This is a genomic window from Terribacillus sp. 7520-G (assembly GCF_002271665.1).
Taxonomy (GTDB): domain Bacteria; phylum Bacillota; class Bacilli; order Bacillales; family Amphibacillaceae; genus Terribacillus.
This window is the reverse complement of record NZ_NQFP01000034.1, coordinates 57,497-75,344: the sequence shown is the minus strand read 5'-3', so window position 1 is coordinate 75,344 and position 17,848 is coordinate 57,497. Positions and strand designations below refer to the sequence as shown.

Below are 17,848 nucleotides of genomic sequence, written 5' to 3'. Positions count from 1 at the left end.
GCTTCTCCTGAGGGAGAAGCTTTTTTCAATGGTCAGGAACTATGGGAATAAGGCCTGCTTTTTTTCTTGTTCCAAGCCTTGACAGCTTGGGCGCATGATTTGTCTTTATTGGCGGGATCGGAAAAGAATTTACGAATGAAGCGATTATACTCGAATGGAGGAGCAATGTCCTTTTTATATGCAGGACCCTGCTTGCGGATTTCTTCTTCATGCCATGCGCGGATGGCATCTTCATATGTCTTCCCGACATTATCCCGGAAATAGCTTTGTATGTAAGTGGAAAAATGAAAGTGCTCGCCGATTTCTTTTTTGAAAAATGCACGCACATCCTGACTGCAGCGATGATCTTCTGTAATGATGGTGGAGCGGCTGAGCGGTTCAGCGGTTTTCTTCCTTTTGCGGGATTGTTTTTGGGTCGGTTTCTCCATGCTGCCATCCCGGAGGAAACTTTCGATCCGCGCGGTGATTTCCATTTTGGAACCTGATGCAGGAAGTCCGTTTTCACGGCAGAATTGGACGAGTTCTTCTTTCAGCCAATAATAATCCAAGAAATCATCTGCTTTTGTCATTCGTGTCAATTCCGGTCTCAATGGATATCCCCCCATATGCGTTTTTTCTGTTTTTGTTATATTATGTCATATAAGCATGAAGTAGACCAGCCCCCTAAAGGGAGGACCTATGGAAGCAAGGGATTAATGGCAAGGGAAATCGGTAATGGTATCAGTAGAAGGAGAGGTGCAGATTGATATGAAATTGACAGTAATAGGATTTTGGGGAGCATATCCTGGCAGGGAGAGTGCCAGCTCCTGTTATGTAGTGGAGAAGGATGGATATTCCCTGCTGCTGGATTGTGGAAGCGGTGCACTATCCAGAATGCCTGCTTTTGTCGATCCGAAGGACTTGAATGCAGTTGTTGTAAGTCATTATCATCCGGATCATGTAGCGGACATTGGTGCATTGCAGCACGTTTGGCAGGTGCAGAACAGTTTGAGAGGAACAGAGGATGTGCTGCCGATATATGGCCATGAAGAGGACGAGGCAGGCTTCAAGAGCTTGAGCCATAAATTCACGGAAGGGATAGCCTATCAGCCGGATGAAATTTTGAGCATTGGTCCCTTCGCGATTACTTTCATGAAAACGAAGCATCCCGTACCTTGCTATGGCATGCGGATTTCCGATGGTGTATCGGATATCGTCTATACAGCCGACTCCAGTTATTTGGAGGAATGGGCGGAGTTCAGCAAAGGTGCAGACCTGCTCATCACCGATTGTAATTTTTATCAGCATCAGGACGGGGAAGCGGCAGGTCATATGAACAGCCTGCAGGTTGGCGGTATTGCGGAGCAAGCGGGCGTGAAGACGCTCTTCCTGAGTCATCTGCCGCATTTCGGCGAACATCGGCAGCTTCTGGAGGAAGCAAGCAGTGTGTTCAGCGGTGAAGTGAAGCTGGCATATGAAGGATTGGAATGGGAAGGGTGAGACCTTCCCATTTTGTCTGGATTGATAAAGGGCTTATGATTCGGTAGAATATTACTAGGATAAACATTTTCTGACACTGGGGGTCTTTATTTTGCGTTTTATCGATAATGAAGGAATCACAGATCCAAGGATCAACCTTGCGATTGAGGAATATGTGCTGAAAAATTTCGGCAAGGACGATACATACCTGCTTTTCTATATCAATGAACCGTCCATCATCATCGGCCGGAACCAGAACACAATCGAAGAAATCAATACGAAGTATGTGGATGATAACGGCATCAAGGTCGTGCGCCGTCTTTCTGGCGGAGGAGCTGTATATCATGATTTGGGGAACTTGAATTTCAGCTTCATCACCCAAGATGACGGCAATAGCTTCCAGGATTTCGCAAAATTCACAAAACCTGTGACGGATGCATTGAATAAGCTCGGCGTCCCCGCTGAATTGAAAGGACGCAATGATTTGCTTGTCGGCGAACGTAAAATCTCCGGGAATGCGCAATTCTCCACGCGCGGGCTGATGTTCAGCCATGGTACACTGATGTACGATTCTGAAATTGAGCATGTTGTCTCTGCCTTGAGGGTGAAGAAAGAGAAAATCGAATCCAAAGGGATCAAATCCATCCGCAGCCGGGTGGCGAATATCTCTGAATTCATGGATGAAAAAATCCCTATGCACGAATTCAAGGAAATCCTGCTTCGTTATATTTTCGATGTCGAGGATACGAAGGATGTTCCGCGTTACAAGCTGACAGAAGACGATTGGAAAGCAATTCACAAAATCAGCGAAGAACGTTATCAAAAATGGGAATGGAATTATGGCAAATCACCGAGCTTCAATATTCAGCAGACCCATAAATTCCCTTCAGGCAATGTAGATATCCGCTTGGATGTGAAAAACGGCATCATTGAACAGATCCGTATATTCGGCGATTATTTCGGTGTCGGGGAAGTCGGTGAACTGGAAGAAAAGCTAAGAGGTGTCCGTTATGAGCGTGAGTCGATCCAGCAAGCGCTGGCGGATGTGAATGTGAGCCATTACCTCGGTAAGATCGAAAAAGACGATTTCATCGATCTTATGTATTGATCATGCAAGAGACGAGCCTTAAGGCCGTCTCTTTTTTTACAGGAGGAATCGGATGAAAAAAGTACTGTTTGCTTATGCCGTCTATCTCTTGGCAATCTGGAGTTTCTTTTTGCTGGCCTATCCCGATTTGAATCGGGATGTCAGCGCATATGCCAGCATTGGGCATGCAGTTTATTTTTCACGGCTGCCGCTATTGCCCATTTTCCTTTTTGCAGTCTGGAAGGACAGTAAGCTGCAGGAATTCGCAGCCTCGTTGGAACAGCGGCTTCCCAAGCTATTCGCATTAGCGGTTTTCTTGCTCCTTTTGACCGGTTTGTATGGTATTGTGCAGCTGCCATTCCGTTTGGCGGGATTTTGGAATGCGCGCCAAGCGCAGATCAGTGTCCAGCCATTTGGGGATTGGGCAGGGGAATACTTGCTGAGCTTACTTCTCTTTTATCTGGCAGTCACGGCAGTGGTATTCCTATCGCAGCTCCTGATGAAACGATTCCGTAAAAGCTGGTGGATCGTGCTGTGGCTTCTGCTCGTCCCTGGCGCTATTTTCGTCGTGTACATCCAGCCGATGTGGATCGATCCTCTCTATGAAGACTTCCATCCCCTTCCTGATGGGGAATTGCGAACGGATATCGAGCAGCTGACCGATGCCGCGGGTATCCCGGATGCGACACTCCTGGAGGTCGATAAGAGTGCAAAGACGGTGACATATAATGCGTATGTAACTGGTTTGTTCGGCAGTGCCCGTGTCGTATTGTATGATACAACCATAGATGGATTGGCAGAAGATGAGGTGCTGTTCATTGTCACCCATGAAATCGGCCATTACGTACTGCATCATGTGTATTGGGGAACAGCCGGTTTTCTGGTTCTTGGCTTTCTTCTCCTCTGGGTGACCAAAAGGGTCTCAGACAAGATATTGGCTAAGAAGCAAATCACTGCGCATCAGCTGCAGGCTGTGCCGCTCTTTCTCTTGATCTTGGGCTTGCTGCAGTTTGCAAGTACCCCTGTATCCCTTTATGTATCACGTGAGATGGAGCGTCAGGCCGATGATTATGCACTTGAGCATGCACCTGATACAGCAGCAGGCATCCGCATGTTCGAAAAGATGCAGGAGGTCTCCAAAGGCGATCCAGATCCTTGGCCGGTTTTTGAATGGCTGCGTTCCACTCATCCTTCCAATCGAGATCGTATTGAAAAAATAACGGAATATGAAAAAACAGGTAGAGTTTTTATATCTCTGCCTGTTTTTGTAAGGATTCCATTAAGAAAATCTGATTCCCCTGTTTTTCTGTCCCGATTTTGCTATTGTAGAGACAACCTTCTTTTCCTGCATCAGAAAGGAATGTTTAAGATGCAGCAGATTGAACAGAGCCCGGCTGTGGCTGAACTTACTCCTCTTACAATGGCAGTGCTTCCGAAGGTTCTTGAAAACGGACAGCCTGGCTGTGAGGTGCTCGAGACAGAGAACAGTTTCACTTTTCGTGCCTCTCCCAGCAAATTCATCGATGTGGCCTGCAAGTTCTATGGAAGCAGCTTGAAGGGCAGACAAGCTGGGGTGAAGGAAATTTGCGGAATAACGCATAAAGCCCCGATATCCGTTGACCCCGTCAGCGGTATGTACTTCTTTCCCACTTCTTCTCCTCTTGCCCACACATGCTCCTGGATTTCACATTCCCATATCAAGCGGATTGAAGCCGCAGCCCATCAGCGTACAAGCCTTACTTTCAAGAATGGTCACACACTTATCCTGGATGTGTCGTATGGATCGATGATGAATCAGGTCCAGCGTACTGCGCAATACCGTTTCCTGCTGGATAAGCGGATCAGGCATTTGTGGAAGTACAGCGGGGATCAGATAGCAGAGCCTTTTGTGTGAGCTCCATCAGGATGGCTTCGACTTTCTTCCGTATTGCCGGATTGAAATAATTCCGCTTTTCCTCGCATTCCTTCGTGATGAATAAAAACGTAGTGAATGCGTCATTCTTCTCTGCGGTCACAATCTGCATATTGCGCTGGCGGAGCTGGATGCGCAGCTTTCGGCGCTCCTCCAGCGCAGCTTTCTCCATTGCTTGTAAGTTATGCAAAAGATATGTTTTTATCTTGTGTTTTCCTTCTTCCACGATCCGGATATCCTGCTGCAGGACAACAATGGCCATGGACAGAAACAGGAAGCGGGATCCCAGCTTATATTCCGACTCACTAAGACAGCGCATATGCCTTTCCTCCTATCGCGAACATATGTTCCATTATATCCTATTGCTATGCGAAGCGGAAACAGGATAGCACAGGTAATTATTTAATCACCAACCAAATGCAGGAAAAGAAGGGGTTATCCTGTCAGACTTTGCAGGCTCGGGCTTTTCGTTTAAAATGGTAAAAAGATGTTTTTAGCTGGGAATAGGAGAATGGTTAGATGGTCTTAGGTTTTGGATGGAACGATTTGATGGAAATGTTCCGCAATGGAACATGGGACGACTATGTAAAATCCCTGCTGGATCGATATGAGAATCTGGGTCCTATACCCGGCATATTGCTTCCTTATTTTGAAGCTTTCCTGCCGTTTTTGCCGCTTGTTGTATTCGTGCTTACGAATACGGTGGCGTACGGCCTGCTATGGGGCTTCCTGTATTCATGGATTGGCACGTCACTTGGTGCGATCACGGTCTTTTGGCTGATACGGCGCTACCGCCATACACGGGTGATCAATTGGCTGCGTCATAATAAACAAGTTAAGAGAATAACGGAATGGCTGGATCGTCATGGTTTCGGTCCGCTATTCATTTTATTATGCTTCCCATTTTCCCCGTCGGCTATCATCAATGTCGTTGCCGGGTTATCGAGAATCAGCTTGCAGCAATTCGCGCTGGCAGTATTTCTCGGTAAGGCACTGATGATCTTCTCGATTGCTTATATCGGGGACAGTCTGACATCTTTTGCGGAAAATCCGATCAAGACTGTCGTTGTCGCCGTTGCCATCATCCTGTTTTGGATGATCGGCAAGTACGTGGAAGGAAGATTGAAGAAGAACGGCAAGCAGGAGCAGTCCGATAAGGATTGAAGCTGTACCTGCCGGGGTAAAGTGTTCCAAAACACTCACACCGGAGGAAAGTACATGAAAAAGAAAAAACGTTGGAGGTTTTTCTTCCTGTTTGCCGGCATCGTGCTTTTGCTCGTCTGTTTCAGGGAATGGGTCTTTGCGGATTATCGGGTGGAAGGGGAGTCGATGGAGCCTACCTTGCAGGATGGCAACTTCCTGATGGTGAACAAATTCAGGAACGATGCAGATAGTATTCGGCGTTTTGATGTCATCGTCTTTCATGCAACCGAAGATGAGGATTATGTCAAACGAGTGATTGGAATGCCTGGTGATACACTGGAAGTGAGGAATGACAGGCTGTTCGTGAATGGGGAATACCGCCCGGAGCATTATCTGGAAGCCTATAAGGATGATATCGATGGTCGATTGACGTATGATTTTACATTGGAGGATGTGACCGGGCAAACGACTGTACCGGATGGAATGCTGTTCGTCATGGGGGATAATCGCCGCGACAGCCTGGACAGCCGTGCATTTGGTTTCATTCCGATTGAACAGGTTGTCGGGAAGGTGGATGCCCAATTCTGGCCAATGTCTGCAACGGGCCTTGGTGCTTAGCTCCTTATCTTGGATAAGGAGCTTTTCCAATATATGCAATCGAACAAATGTACGCGTTTGTTTTCCTTTCAGCGACGGAACATGATAAAATAAGATTACTAGTTTGGGAGACAGGAGTGAAGTGTAGCATGGGTGTACGTTTTATCGTCGGCCGGTCTGGGGCAGGGAAAAGCCGGGCTTGTCTGGATGAGATAGCAGCCAAATTGAACGAAGATCCGATGGGGCCGAATATATTTTATCTCGTTCCGGATCAGATGACTTTTCAGCAGGAGCAGGCGCTGATCAGACAAACCGGCGTAGAGGGCAGCATCCGCGCACAAGTGTACAGCTTGTCGCGGTTGGCTTGGTATATTCTGCAGGAGACAGGCGGTGCGACCAAGCAGTTCATCAGCTCGACCGGTATCCAGATGATGCTCCGGAAAATCACCGAGGAACGGAAATCCGACTGGAATGTCTTCCAAAAAGCGATCGAGAAGAATGGTTTCATGGGGCAGCTGGAAAGCATGATCACAGAGCTGAAGCGATATCGGGTTACGCCGGAGCTTCTTCATGCCCAAATACAGGAAATGGAGCAGTTTCAGCTGCCGCACTCCCCGGAACGCACGCTTCGGGATAAGCTGGAGGATATCAGTTATATATACGATCGTCTGACCGCGCTATTGCGCGATAAATATATTGACAGCGAGGATCAGCTGCAAGTATTGGCTTCCAAAATCCCGCTGTCGCGGTCTGTGAAAGGGGCGGAAATCTATCTGGATGGTTTCCATCAATTCACGCCGCAGGAGCTGGAGGTAATCGGTGCCCTGATGACGGAAGCCGAGCAAGTCACCGTGACACTTACATTGGACGCAGCGAACCGTCAGGATGTAGATGAGCTTGATTTGTTCGCCCGCACACACGATACATTTCTTCAAATCAAACAGACGGCACAGGAGCGGAATGTTCCGATCACCTCCATCGAGCAGCTGAGCCCGGAGGAGGGACGTTTTGGCCATAACCCTGCCTTCCTGCATTTGGAGAAGCATTTTGAAACTCGCCCCGCACCATCACTGAAAGGGGAAGTACCGGTCACGCTGGCGCAGGCAGTCCATCCGAGGGCGGAGGTCGAAGGGGTGGCGCAGGAAATCATCACACTTGTACGGGAGAAGGGCTATCGTTATCAGGACATAGCATTGCTTTTGAGACAGGCGGATGTGTACCACGAGCTGATTGAAACGGTGTTCAAAGATTATCATATTCCAGTATTCATCGATCAGAAAAAGCCGATGATCCACCATCCGCTGCTGGAATTGATCCGTTCCGGAATGGAAGTGGTCGATGGGAATTGGCGTTATGAGGCCGTGTTCCGCGTCTTGAAGACCGGCTTCATCCCATCAAGCGATGAAGTCTATCCGCTGACGGAAGAAGCGATAGATGAATTGGAGAATTACTGTCTGGAATATGGCATCCGCTCCAGGGATCGCTGGCTGCAAAAAGAAGATTGGATCTTCCAGCGGTTCCGCGGCTTTGAATCGACCCGGCAGACGGATAAGGAATTGGAAACGCAGAAACGGATCAATCATTATCGCCGGCAGGTAGCTGAAGCGATGAAGAAATTCGATCGGAAGCTGCGGGAGGGCAAGACATTCCGTGAACGCTCGATTGCGGTTTACGATTGGCTGGAACAGCTGAAAGTGCCGCAGCGCCTGGAAGAAATGCAAGTCACTTTCGATGAGCGTGGTGAATTGGAAAGGGCAAGGGAACAAGACCAGGTCTGGGATGCCGTGCTCCAGCTGCTGGATGAAGCCGTGGAGATAGTCGGCGAAGAGCGCGTTTCCCTGCAAGTATTCCGTCATACGATGGAAACCGGCTTCGAATCGCTGGAATTCGCCCATATCCCGCCCAGTCTGGATCAGGTGATCGTCGGGACAATCGATCATAGCAAGGTGAGCGGATTGAAATGTGCGTTCCTGCTTGGGGTCAACGAGGGTGTGTGGCCGATGAAGCCCAGGAATGACGGACTCATCAGTGAAGAGGATCGGGAAGTACTGGCGGTATACGGTTTGCAGCTTGCAGCAGGGAGCAAGCGCCAGCTCCTGGATGAAAGCTTTTATATGTATCTCGCTTTTACGGCAGCAAGTGAACGGCTTTGGGTAAGCTATCCGATCAGTGATCAGGAAGGAAAGGCGAAAATGGCGTCTTCGCTCGTACAGCGCATGAAGGATTTATTCGATTGGTGCTGCGATGAGCGTATGCTCCAGGATCCGGAGGACAGCCTGGATACGGCCCGCTTTGTTGCAACCATCGATCAGACCCGGTCTGCGCTTACGACGCAGCTTGCCCGTAAATTGCGCAGCTATCCGATCCATCCGATCTGGGATAGCGTGCTCAACTGGTTCATTCGCCAGGAAAGCGCAGGTGAATTGACGGGAAGGATCCTTCAAAGCCTCTTTTACCGAAATGAGGCAGAAGATTTGAAGGAAGAGACAAAGGAGCGGCTTTTCCCGAAAAAGGTGAAAGCAAGTGTATCCCGCCTGGAAACTTACTATCGATGTTCCTATCAGCATTTCGCCAAGTACAGTCTCGGTTTGGAAAACAGACGGACGTACAAATTGGACGCCCCGGATATCGGTCAGCTTTTCCATGAGGCATTGAAGCAAATCACCGATTGGGTGCAGCTGGAGGGCAGGGATTATGCGCAGCTTAATCGAAACGATGCCGCTGGTTACGCGAAGCGGGCGATGGGGAATCTCGCGCCTGTGCTGCAGAACCAGATACTCCATAGCTCCAACCGCTTCAAGTACATCCAGCAGAAGCTGCAGGAAATCATTGCACGGGCTGCCTATACACTGAGTGAGCAGGCAAGGCAAAGCAAGTTCTCCCCTGTCGGGCTTGAGCTTGATTTCGGCGAGGACAAGACACTGCCTCCGATTGAGATCGCACTGCCAAACGGCTATGATGTGCAGCTGAGGGGACGGATCGACAGGGTTGACAAGGCGATCGAACAGGAAGAACTGTTCCTTCGCATAATCGATTATAAATCCAGCAGCAAGGCGCTGAATCTGACCGAGGTGTACTATGGTCTGGCTCTGCAGATGCTCGCCTATCTGGATGTTGTCCTATCACATTCAGAGGAATGGCTAGGTCTCAAGGCGACTCCTGCGGGGGTGCTGTATTTCCATGTGCACAACCCGCTAATATCTCAATCAAGCAGGTCGCAGGTTGATATCGAAGAAGAGATTTTCAAGAAATTCAAAATGCAAGGCATGCTTCTTGAGCAGGAATCGGTTGCCCGGATGATGGATACATCACTCGAATCGGGTATGAGTAAAATCATCCCGGCTGGCCTGAAGAAGGATGGCGGGTTCAGGGCAGGATCCCAGACGGCGGATGAAGACACGTTCCGCGCCCTGCAGCAGCATACCAGATTTTTGATGGAGCAAGCGGGATTGGATATCACCAATGGCGGCGTGCATTTGAATCCATATCGGCACCATGATCAAAGTGCTTGTACATTCTGTGAATTCAAGGCGGTTTGCCAGTTCGATGCATCGCTTGCCGGTAATAAATATCGTGCCATCAAGGATATGAAGGATGACGAAGTGCTGAACAGCATCAAGAAGGAGGTGGAGCGACATGGTGAAGTGGACTGAGGAACAGCAGTTGGCAATCGATGCCAAAGGACATGATATATTGGTGGCGGCAGCAGCGGGATCGGGGAAGACGGCTGTCCTTGTCGAACGGATCATCCAGAAGCTTGTGAATCAAGAGGATCCGGTGGACATTGATCAGCTGCTTGTCGTGACCTTTACGAATGCAGCAGCGCAAGAAATGCGCAGCCGGATCGGATCGGCTCTCGAAAAGGCGTTGGAGGCGAATCCATCATCCCAGCATCTTCGCAAGCAGCTATCATTACTGCAGCATGCGTCCATTTCCACGCTTCACTCATTCTGCCTGGATGTCGTGCGCAAATATGCGTATTTGCTGGATTTGGATCCAGGTTTTCGAATCGCGGATGATTTGGAAGCAGATTTGATCCGTCAGGAGGTCATGGGTGAGCTGCTGGAGGAATGGTACGGTAAGGAAGGCGATGAGCAAGCGGCCTTCTTCGGTGTCGTCGATCGCTTCAGCAATGACCGCAATGACTTGGAAGTAGAAGATTTGATTCTGAAATTATATGATTTTGCTACCCAGAATCCGTATCCGGATGCGTGGCTGGATGGAATGGCGGAGCTGTATAATGTTTCGGATGTGAAGGATGAGGGTGATCTTCCTTGGCTGCAAGTGTTGAAGCGGGAAGCAAACGATCAGCTGCAGGCCATGCTGCAGGAGGCCGATCAGGCACTCGCACTGACACGCGAGCCGGATGGACCATATCATTACGCAGACACTTTCAAAGCGGAAAGGAATTTCATTGCTGAAGCCAAGAGTCTTGTAGGAGGCAGCTGGGATGACGCGGTGGATTTCATCAAGGAGCAGTCCTTCGGCAGGCTTTCCGGTAAAAAAGTCGATTGTGATGATACAAAGAAAGCCCAGGCAAAAGCATTGCGTGATTCCTATAAAAAGAGATGGGGGAAGCTTGCCGGGGACTGGTTTTCACGGAAGCTGGAAGTCTATCTGGCAGATATGCTCGAGCTTTATCCGTCGATCAAGCAGCTTGCTTTGCTCGTCAAGCAATTCCGCAGCCGCTATCAAATGGAGAAACGGGAACGGGCATTGGTGGATTTCTCTGATTTGGAGCACTTTTGTCTGGAGGTGCTGATCGATGATGACAGCACGCCAGATCAAATCATTCCGTCAAGCATTGCCGAAACCTATCAAAGCCGGTTCAAGGAATTGCTGGTGGATGAATACCAGGATACGAACCTTGTACAGGAAACGCTGATCACGCTGCTATCCGATCGTAAAGGCAGCGGGAATATGTTCATGGTCGGGGATGTCAAACAAAGCATCTATCGATTCCGGCACGCGGAACCGACTTTGTTCCTGAATAAGTACAAGGCATTTTCCGAACCGGATAATCCAGGCATGCGCATCGATTTGGCCAGCAACTTCCGCAGCCGGAAGCAGGTGCTGGATGGCGCGAATTATATCTTCCGCCAGCTGTTCTCCGAGGATGTCGGGGAAATGCAGTATGAAAAGGAAGCAGAGCTTATCTACGCAAATAAAATGTATGATGAGCTGAAGCATGATGATGCCGATGTGGAGCTGGTCATCATCAATCGGGATGGTACGGAAGAAATGGAAGAAGCCGACACCGACACGGAAACGGTGGAGGACTTGGAAAAAGCCCAGCTGGAAGGGCGTGCTTACGCGAGGATGATTCAGCAATGGATCGGTCATGAAGGGCATGCTGCGATGCAAGTTGTCGATAAATCCACGCAGCAGCAGCGTGATATCCAATATCGGGATATCGTCATACTCCTCCGATCCATGACCTGGGCACCAAGCATCATGGAAGAACTGAAGCAGCAGGGTATCCCGGTATATGCCGAGCTGACGACAGGTTATCTTGACGCTATCGAGATCAAAGTGATGATGAGTGTGCTGAAGATCATCGATAATCCGCTGCAGGATATACCGTTCGCTGCTGTTTTACGCTCCCCCATCATCGGTCTGAAAGAGGATGACTTAGCTAAAATCCGATTGGCGGATCAGCGGAGCAGCTATTATGATGCAGCCAGATCGTATGCACGGACAACGGATGATGCCATCTCGATCAAAATCGAGCGGCTGCTCGAGTGGCTTCGTTCTTGGCGGATGGAAGCAAGGCAGGGGGCATTATCGACCCTGATTTGGTCCATCATGCGGCAGACGGGATATTATGATTTCGTAGGCGGCATACCGGGAGGAAGGCAGCGACAGGCAAATCTTCGTGCCCTGTATGATCGGGCGAGAAATTATGAGAATACATCATTCCGCGGTCTGTTCCGGTTTGTGAAATTCATAGAACGTATGGAAGAACGAGGGGATGACCTCGGAGCTGCGAAGGCTTTGGGGGAACAGGAAGATGTTGTCCGGATCATGACCATCCATAAAAGCAAAGGACTTGAGTTTCCTGTTGTCATCACAGGTGCGATGGATAAAACATTCAATCAGCAGGATCTCAGGGAACGTTATTTATTGCATAAAGATCTGGGCTTTGGCAGCAAATACATCGATCCGGTGAAGCGGCTCATGTATCCTACTTTGATCTATCATGCATTAAAAGCGGAGAAGCAGCGGGAATCCCTGGCCGAAGAAATGCGGGTGCTGTACGTTGCGTTGACGCGTGCAAAGGAAAAGCTGGTCATGGTCGGGAATGTTGCATCTTTGGAGAAGAAGCTTCAGAAATGGCGGCGGGTTGCCGATCATCCAGATTGGGTATTACCTTCGCATTTTCGATTGGAAGCGACCTCCTATTTGGATTGGGTTGCGCCGGCCCTGCTGCGGCATGAGCAAGCGATGGAGCTCCGGGAAGGGGAGCTGTCCATGCAGCTGCCGGCAGAAATTACTGCTGATCGCTCGGAATGGAGGATACGCCTCCAAGAAAGCAAAGATTACCTTACATCGGAAGAGCAAGAGGAAGAAGCCAATCAAGAGCTGCTTCAGCGCATCACGGAGTGGAAGCCTGGTGAAGAGGATGCTGATTGGAAAGCCGAAGTCGAGAACCGCCTGACTTATCAATATCCGCATTCAGAGGCAACAAGATTCCGGGCAAAACAGACTGTGACGGAAATCAAGCGGCAGCGGGAAATACGGGACAGCTACAGCGATATCCGCGTAGTGAACCGGATCCAGCAAAGAGCTCCGATTGCCAGCAGGCCGCGTTTCCTGCAGGAATCGAAGGAACTCACGCCGGCTGAACGGGGCAGTGCGGTCCATACTGTCATGCAGCAGCTTGATATCCGGAAGGAATGGGATAAGAAGCAGCTCGAGGAGTACCTGCAAGAATTAGTGGAGAAGGAATTCTTGCAGCAAGAGGCTGCTGCGTCGATCGATGTGGAGAGGATCCTTGATTTCCTTGATTCACCAATAGCAAATCGTCTGCGCCGGGCTGAGCACTTCTATCGGGAAACACCTTTCACACTGGCGCTGCCCGCTAATGAACTGTACAGCGACTGGACAGGAGCAGCTTCCGATAAGGTTGTTGTCCAGGGGGTAGTCGATCAAATCATTGTGGAGGACGATGGACTTGTGCTGCTGGATTACAAGACGGATACACTCTATGGAGAAGATCCGGCCAGAAGAGCTGAGACCTTGACGGAGAAATATCGGGTGCAGATTGAATTGTATGCTCTTGCAATCGAACGTATCTGGAAGAAACCAGTCAAGGAGAAGTATCTTTATTTCTTTGACAAAGGTTTTTTGCGGCAAGTATAAGAAAGGAGACAGCGAGCGTGCTGTCTCCTTCTTTAATTTGGCTGGAGATGCCTTTCCAATTCGTAATAATCCATTTCTTTCCCGGTGACATCTGCCAGCTGCTTCAAACAATGGAGCAGCCGAATCCGATCAGATCGGTAGAATGCGGTTTGCGGAATATGGAAAATCGTATCTTGGACGAATTCCCAGATGATCGAGTGATTCTTTTCGGAAATGGAATCTGCCATCCGGATGAAAATCTGGATCATTTCCACAATCAAGAGATAATCCTTTTGTGTGTAATGCCGAATGCGGCCGAAGCCTTCATGCAGATAAGTGGAAAAAGTCACAGTGTTATAAACGACGCGTGTCTGTCCATCTTCATCCTGCAAATAAGGATGCAATGTCGTCGATGCATCCATATTGATCATCAGATCAGCCATTTGATGAAAGGTATTGATAGCGGAAGTCGGATCATCATTACCGATGGACTTGATTGCTATCTCGCTTAGTTTGTTCATACTCATATCCACGTCTTGAATCTCAGAACGTTTATGTCCGATTTGGATCATTTTGCTATATTTGCCGATTTGCAGATCTTGGGCACCTGGCCCGCGATAACTGAACAAACGGTTGCCTTTTAAAACGAAGTCACCGGCCTTTGCATCCAGCCTCACGATAACATCGTCTTCCTTGGCTTGCTTGATCATATCGACAAAGTTGATCAGCTGGATATAGCCCGAATTGGAGGCCTTATAGGTATAGCCTGGGTAATCTTCAAATGTGTAACCGGGTTCATCACGACGATATGGCTCCAGTTCATCGATCAACGTGGTTTGAATGATCCTTTCCGACTCGCTTTTCATTGCATCCACTATGTTATGCATCTGCATCCAGGTTGTCGTATGGTTGACAAAGATAGCAAAGGCAATCACCGCTGTCAGGGTGACAATTGTACAAGAAATAGGCACAGCGGTGAAATAATCCCTGGAGCTGTTCGTCACGAACAAGAAAGAGACGAGCATAAAGACAAAGCTCCCGTAAAAGAGTCCGAGAATATGCTGTGTCGTACGGTCAGAGATGAAGTTAAAGAGCATGCGCGGCGAATATTCTGAACTGAAGCTCGTTAATACCACCAGTATGGAGTTCAATGTATAGGCGGCCAAAAGCAATGTGCCGCTGACCAGCGCGCTGACAAGAGTACCCGTGTTGGAGGCGGATGCATTGAAGAAGCCGGTGGTTTTGGCAGGCAAATCGAAATATAAATCCAATAATAACGGAATTGCCACAAGAATGATTGTCCCTGCAATATAAAGGCTCGGCATCATCCAGAGGTTGAGCTGTACTTCATGTTTACGCTGTCTGCGTGTCATATGCAGATATTTTCTGATGGATCTGGGGAAAAATTTGATAAACATAAAGAACGCCTTTCTTTTGTGTTTGATCATAGGATTTTACCCCTCATTCATAGATGGCAAACCATAGACGGCCAGATGAATAGCCGGCTCTCCAAGCGGGTAGAGTAAAGGCACAAAGGAGTGATAGGATGGCTGATATCAAACAAGGGAAAGGACGATTTTATATCGGGGATACGGAACGGCCGGATGCAGAAGTGACATTCCGGGAATCGGATGATATTGTCATTGAACATACAATGGTGGTGGAAGATAAGCAGGGGAAAGGCTTAGGGACGGATTTGATCGATCATGTAGCAGCATATGCGAATGAAAAAGGGAAACAGATTGTCCCGGTATGTCCATTTGCACAGGAAGTCCTGAGCTCGGATACGAAATATGACGGGAGATGGGAAGGACCATCATAAAAAGCGTGACTCGCATGCTGCGAGTCACGCTTCTTTTAGTTATTGATGTATTTTTCGTATACAGCCCCGAAATCATGTGAGTGGTATTTATCTTTTGTAGCAGACAGCCATTCGAAGCCGAATTCGGTCAGCTTCCGGTATGTATCATCCAAGGTGCCGTCCGTGTAGCGGGACTGCTGCAAAATGGCGGCTGCCTTGTCCAAGCTGGTATGGGCCATGTCTGTGTATAAGCTGTTTTCATAATTGATTTCCGCAATGCGCAGAAGCGCTTTATAAAGATCCTTCAGCTGATCGATTTGATCCTTCTTCACATCGATGCTGATCACTTGATCATCGATGGAGAATTTAATCTCGATATCCAGATCGACTTTCCCGGCAGTCTCCAAATAGACATTGCTGATGCGATGCTGCAAATATGGATAACGGCGCAGTGTGCGCTTGGATGAGACAGCACTATCGCCGTCGACGTGGATGATGGAAAGGTTCGTGAAGCAGTATTCATCCTGTTTGGTTTTGATCAGGAAGTATATCTTTTCATCATCTTCATTCATCACGTAATCATCAGCATCTGTCTTATCATAATCATTCGGGGAAATGATCGTACCAATATCGGAGAGACCTAAAGCATCGGAAGCTAGTTTCTTAAACATAAATTAATCCTTTCTGCTATGCAGCATGTGATATACTGATTTTAGCAATTCTGACAGATGTCATCCATATCATTTTTGTAAATGATCCATCTGTACTAACGAAAGGCGGAATGAAATGAAGGATAAAATCAGACCCATGCCCCAGACAAAGCGGCTTCACTGGATTGATGCTGCAAGAGGAGCAGCCATACTGGGTATTTTTATGGTGAATGCGCCCTCATTCGGATCTCCGTATTATATGCCGGGCTACGATTCCCCTGAATGGGATTCGCAGCTGGATAGCTTTCTTTTAGGCGGCATCGATATTTTCTTCCAAGCCAGCTTCTATACCTTATTCTCCATCCTATTCGGTTTCGGGATGCAGCTCATATTCGATAGCCGCAAACGTGATGGCATCCGTCCCGGCTGGTTTCTTAGCAGGAGGATGCTGGTATTGCTCGGGCTTGGGGCAATCCATGCGTTCCTGATTTGGCACGGCGATATCCTCTTTACATACGCGATTATTGGATTGCTGCTGATCCCTTTCCTTTATACACCAAGGTGGGTATTGCTGATGATGATCCCGATATTACTCATTCCAGGACTTCTATTCAATTTATTATCTGTTTGGAGTGCTTCACTGATTGGTCTTGATATGGAAGAATTGATGGTCAGTATGATGGACATCCAAAATAAACTCACAGTTTATGGTAATGGCAGCTACACAGAAGTTTTACGGCAGAATCTGTCTGACTGGACATCCGCAAGCGGGGTAGTAGGTATCATAATGAGTGTATTCGTGCTGCTGCCATTCATGCTGCTGGGTGCCTATCTTGCCCGTGTGAAGCTGTTCCATGATCCCGTTGCGAACCGTCGGAAGCTGGTTTGGTTAACGGTGATTACCGGATTTTTCTTCCTTCTATTCAAAGCGGGACCATATTTGGTTGGTACACCTCTCTGGCTGACCATTATCCAGGATACGATCGGCGGACCGGCAAGTGCGCTATTTTATCTTTCTGTCATAACGCTCGTTTCAAATCTCCCTTTCTTCAGCTGGCTTGCGCGGCAGTTGAGCTGGGTCGGGCGCATGTCACTGTCCAATTATCTTTTCCAATCTGTCTTGATGTTCCTAGTATTCTATGGAGTCGGCTTCGGTTTATATGGGCGATTTTCTTTGCTTGGCTTTGTGGGCTTTGTCGTCGGTGTATTCGTCATCCAAGTGATCCTAAGCCGCATGTGGTTCCGTTTCTTCACTTTCGGACCGGGTGAATGGGTGTGGCGCATATTGACATATGGTAAGATTCAGCCGCTGCGGAAGAAAAATATACGGCGTGTGTCTTGATGCCGAAATAATGGGAATCATGGTATGATGGACGGGTACTAATACATAAGGAGGCGCATCATGGACGGAATGATACTGACACATATCATCGGCTGGGGGCTTGGACTTCTGCTCTTCTTTTTCGCGCTGGTATTATATAGTGAGAAAAAGAAGAAACAGGCAACAATCCCGCATATGATCCTTCGGCTGGATTATCTGCTTATCCTGTATACCGGATTTGTCTTATTATGGAGATATCTCGATGAGGATGGTTCTGCCTTTACTGCTCAAGCAATCATCAAAGGAATTGCCGGTCTCATTGTCATCATTTGCATGGAGATGATCCTTGTCAAAATGAAGAAGGAGAAGTCCGCAAAAGTTTGGTGGATCATTTTCTTCATTGCCCTGATCATTACATTGCTGCTTGGCTTTGGTATCCTGCCGATGGGATTCCTGCCATAAACCTGCCTTTTTTGGCAGGTTTTTTTCTTTTGCTCACGTTTGGCGCCGCTTTTCATATGTTGTAGAAGTAACGGCT

At 48.4% G+C, this 17,848-nt stretch carries 14 protein-coding genes; 10 read left to right on the top strand and 4 right to left on the bottom strand.

What is annotated here, in order from left to right; genetic code table 11:
* Positions 1-32: 32 nt before the first annotated feature.
* The gene (locus CHH53_RS12355; protein WP_095216439.1) at positions 33-590 is read right to left on the bottom strand and encodes a DUF6434 domain-containing protein; all 558 of its coding nucleotides are present in this window, start codon (positions 588-590) and stop codon (positions 33-35) included.
* A 157-nt stretch (positions 591-747) separates the two neighbouring features.
* Here CHH53_RS12355 and CHH53_RS12350 point away from each other — a divergent pair, with 157 nt between their 5' ends.
* The 3 genes from CHH53_RS12350 to CHH53_RS12340 all read left to right on the top strand — a co-directional run bounded on the left by CHH53_RS12350 (position 748) and on the right by CHH53_RS12340 (position 4,439).
* Complete coding sequence (locus tag CHH53_RS12350) at positions 748-1,479, top strand: MBL fold metallo-hydrolase (protein ID WP_095216445.1); 732 nt, start codon at positions 748-750, stop codon at positions 1,477-1,479.
* Positions 1,480-1,570: 91 nt separating this feature from the next.
* Positions 1,571-2,566, top strand: a complete 996-nt coding sequence (gene lplA / locus CHH53_RS12345; protein WP_095216438.1) for a lipoate--protein ligase — start codon at positions 1,571-1,573, stop codon at positions 2,564-2,566.
* A 52-nt stretch (positions 2,567-2,618) separates the two neighbouring features.
* Complete coding sequence (locus CHH53_RS12340; RefSeq protein ID WP_095216437.1) at positions 2,619-4,439, top strand: competence protein ComK; 1,821 nt, start codon at positions 2,619-2,621, stop codon at positions 4,437-4,439.
* Here the strand turns inward: CHH53_RS12340 and CHH53_RS12335 are convergent.
* The gene (locus CHH53_RS12335; protein WP_095216436.1) at positions 4,387-4,776 is read right to left on the bottom strand and encodes a YhjD family protein; all 390 of its coding nucleotides are present in this window, start codon (positions 4,774-4,776) and stop codon (positions 4,387-4,389) included. The two genes, CHH53_RS12340 and CHH53_RS12335, sit on opposite strands and share 53 nt — an antisense overlap.
* 200 nt (positions 4,777-4,976) lie before the next feature.
* On the opposite strand from CHH53_RS12335, the gene CHH53_RS12330 reads away from it, so the two are divergent.
* From CHH53_RS12330 to addA, 4 genes are all read left to right on the top strand, one after another.
* Positions 4,977-5,621 carry a TVP38/TMEM64 family protein gene (locus tag CHH53_RS12330; protein WP_095216435.1) on the top strand — a complete coding sequence of 215 codons (645 nt, stop codon included), beginning with the start codon at positions 4,977-4,979 and terminating at the stop codon, positions 5,619-5,621.
* A 54-nt stretch (positions 5,622-5,675) separates the two neighbouring features.
* Positions 5,676-6,218 (top strand): signal peptidase I, encoded by a 543-nt coding sequence (gene lepB, locus CHH53_RS12325; RefSeq protein ID WP_095216434.1) that lies wholly within the window; start codon positions 5,676-5,678, stop codon positions 6,216-6,218.
* 128 nt (positions 6,219-6,346) lie between these two features.
* On the top strand, positions 6,347-9,850 hold the full coding sequence (addB, locus tag CHH53_RS12320; protein ID WP_095216433.1) for a helicase-exonuclease AddAB subunit AddB: 3,504 nt from the start codon (positions 6,347-6,349) through the stop codon (positions 9,848-9,850).
* A complete protein-coding gene (addA, locus tag CHH53_RS12315; protein WP_095216432.1) occupies positions 9,834-13,559 on the top strand; it encodes a helicase-exonuclease AddAB subunit AddA in 3,726 nt (1,241 codons plus the stop codon). The genes addB and addA overlap by 17 nt, the downstream gene beginning before the upstream one ends.
* A 32-nt stretch (positions 13,560-13,591) precedes the next feature.
* Here the strand turns inward: addA and CHH53_RS12310 are convergent, their stop codons facing one another.
* Positions 13,592-14,986: a DUF2254 domain-containing protein gene (locus tag CHH53_RS12310; RefSeq protein WP_095216431.1), complete on the bottom strand. Its 1,395-nt coding sequence runs from the start codon at positions 14,984-14,986 to the stop codon at positions 13,592-13,594.
* Positions 14,987-15,084: 98 nt separating this feature from the next.
* Between CHH53_RS12310 and CHH53_RS12305 the strand changes: the two genes are divergently transcribed.
* Positions 15,085-15,360: a GNAT family N-acetyltransferase gene (locus CHH53_RS12305; protein ID WP_095216430.1), complete on the top strand. Its 276-nt coding sequence runs from the start codon at positions 15,085-15,087 to the stop codon at positions 15,358-15,360.
* A 35-nt stretch (positions 15,361-15,395) separates the two neighbouring features.
* Here CHH53_RS12305 and CHH53_RS12300 read toward each other — a convergent pair whose 3' ends face one another.
* A complete protein-coding gene (locus CHH53_RS12300) occupies positions 15,396-16,010 on the bottom strand; it encodes a PH domain-containing protein (RefSeq protein WP_095216429.1) in 615 nt (204 codons plus the stop codon).
* Between the two features lie 115 nt (positions 16,011-16,125).
* Here CHH53_RS12300 and CHH53_RS12295 point away from each other — a divergent pair, with 115 nt between their 5' ends.
* Both CHH53_RS12295 and CHH53_RS12290 read left to right on the top strand, forming a co-directional pair.
* A complete protein-coding gene (locus tag CHH53_RS12295) occupies positions 16,126-17,331 on the top strand; it encodes a DUF418 domain-containing protein (protein WP_095216428.1) in 1,206 nt (401 codons plus the stop codon).
* A 60-nt stretch (positions 17,332-17,391) separates the two neighbouring features.
* Positions 17,392-17,772, top strand: a complete 381-nt coding sequence (locus tag CHH53_RS12290; RefSeq protein ID WP_233135090.1) for a DUF1516 family protein — start codon at positions 17,392-17,394, stop codon at positions 17,770-17,772.
* The last annotated feature ends 76 nt before the right edge of the window (positions 17,773-17,848 follow it).

What these genes read in the sequence shown, in the direction of transcription:
- CHH53_RS12350 (WP_095216445.1), top strand. Translation starts at nt 748, where the DNA reads ATGAAATTGACAGTAATAGGATTTTGGGGAGCATATCCTGGCAGGGAG.
- CHH53_RS12340 (WP_095216437.1), top strand. Translation starts at nt 2,619, where the DNA reads ATGAAAAAAGTACTGTTTGCTTATGCCGTCTATCTCTTGGCAATCTGG.
- CHH53_RS12335 (WP_095216436.1), bottom strand. Translation starts at nt 4,776, where the DNA reads ATGCGCTGTCTTAGTGAGTCGGAATATAAGCTGGGATCCCGCTTCCTG.
- CHH53_RS12330 (WP_095216435.1), top strand. Translation starts at nt 4,977, where the DNA reads ATGGTCTTAGGTTTTGGATGGAACGATTTGATGGAAATGTTCCGCAAT.
- lepB (WP_095216434.1), top strand. Translation starts at nt 5,676, where the DNA reads ATGAAAAAGAAAAAACGTTGGAGGTTTTTCTTCCTGTTTGCCGGCATC.
- addB (WP_095216433.1), top strand. Translation starts at nt 6,347, where the DNA reads ATGGGTGTACGTTTTATCGTCGGCCGGTCTGGGGCAGGGAAAAGCCGG.
- addA (WP_095216432.1), top strand. Translation starts at nt 9,834, where the DNA reads ATGGTGAAGTGGACTGAGGAACAGCAGTTGGCAATCGATGCCAAAGGA.
- CHH53_RS12310 (WP_095216431.1), bottom strand. Translation starts at nt 14,986, where the DNA reads ATGATCAAACACAAAAGAAAGGCGTTCTTTATGTTTATCAAATTTTTC.
- CHH53_RS12305 (WP_095216430.1), top strand. Translation starts at nt 15,085, where the DNA reads ATGGCTGATATCAAACAAGGGAAAGGACGATTTTATATCGGGGATACG.
- CHH53_RS12300 (WP_095216429.1), bottom strand. Translation starts at nt 16,010, where the DNA reads ATGTTTAAGAAACTAGCTTCCGATGCTTTAGGTCTCTCCGATATTGGT.
- CHH53_RS12295 (WP_095216428.1), top strand. Translation starts at nt 16,126, where the DNA reads ATGAAGGATAAAATCAGACCCATGCCCCAGACAAAGCGGCTTCACTGG.
- CHH53_RS12290 (WP_233135090.1), top strand. Translation starts at nt 17,392, where the DNA reads ATGGACGGAATGATACTGACACATATCATCGGCTGGGGGCTTGGACTT.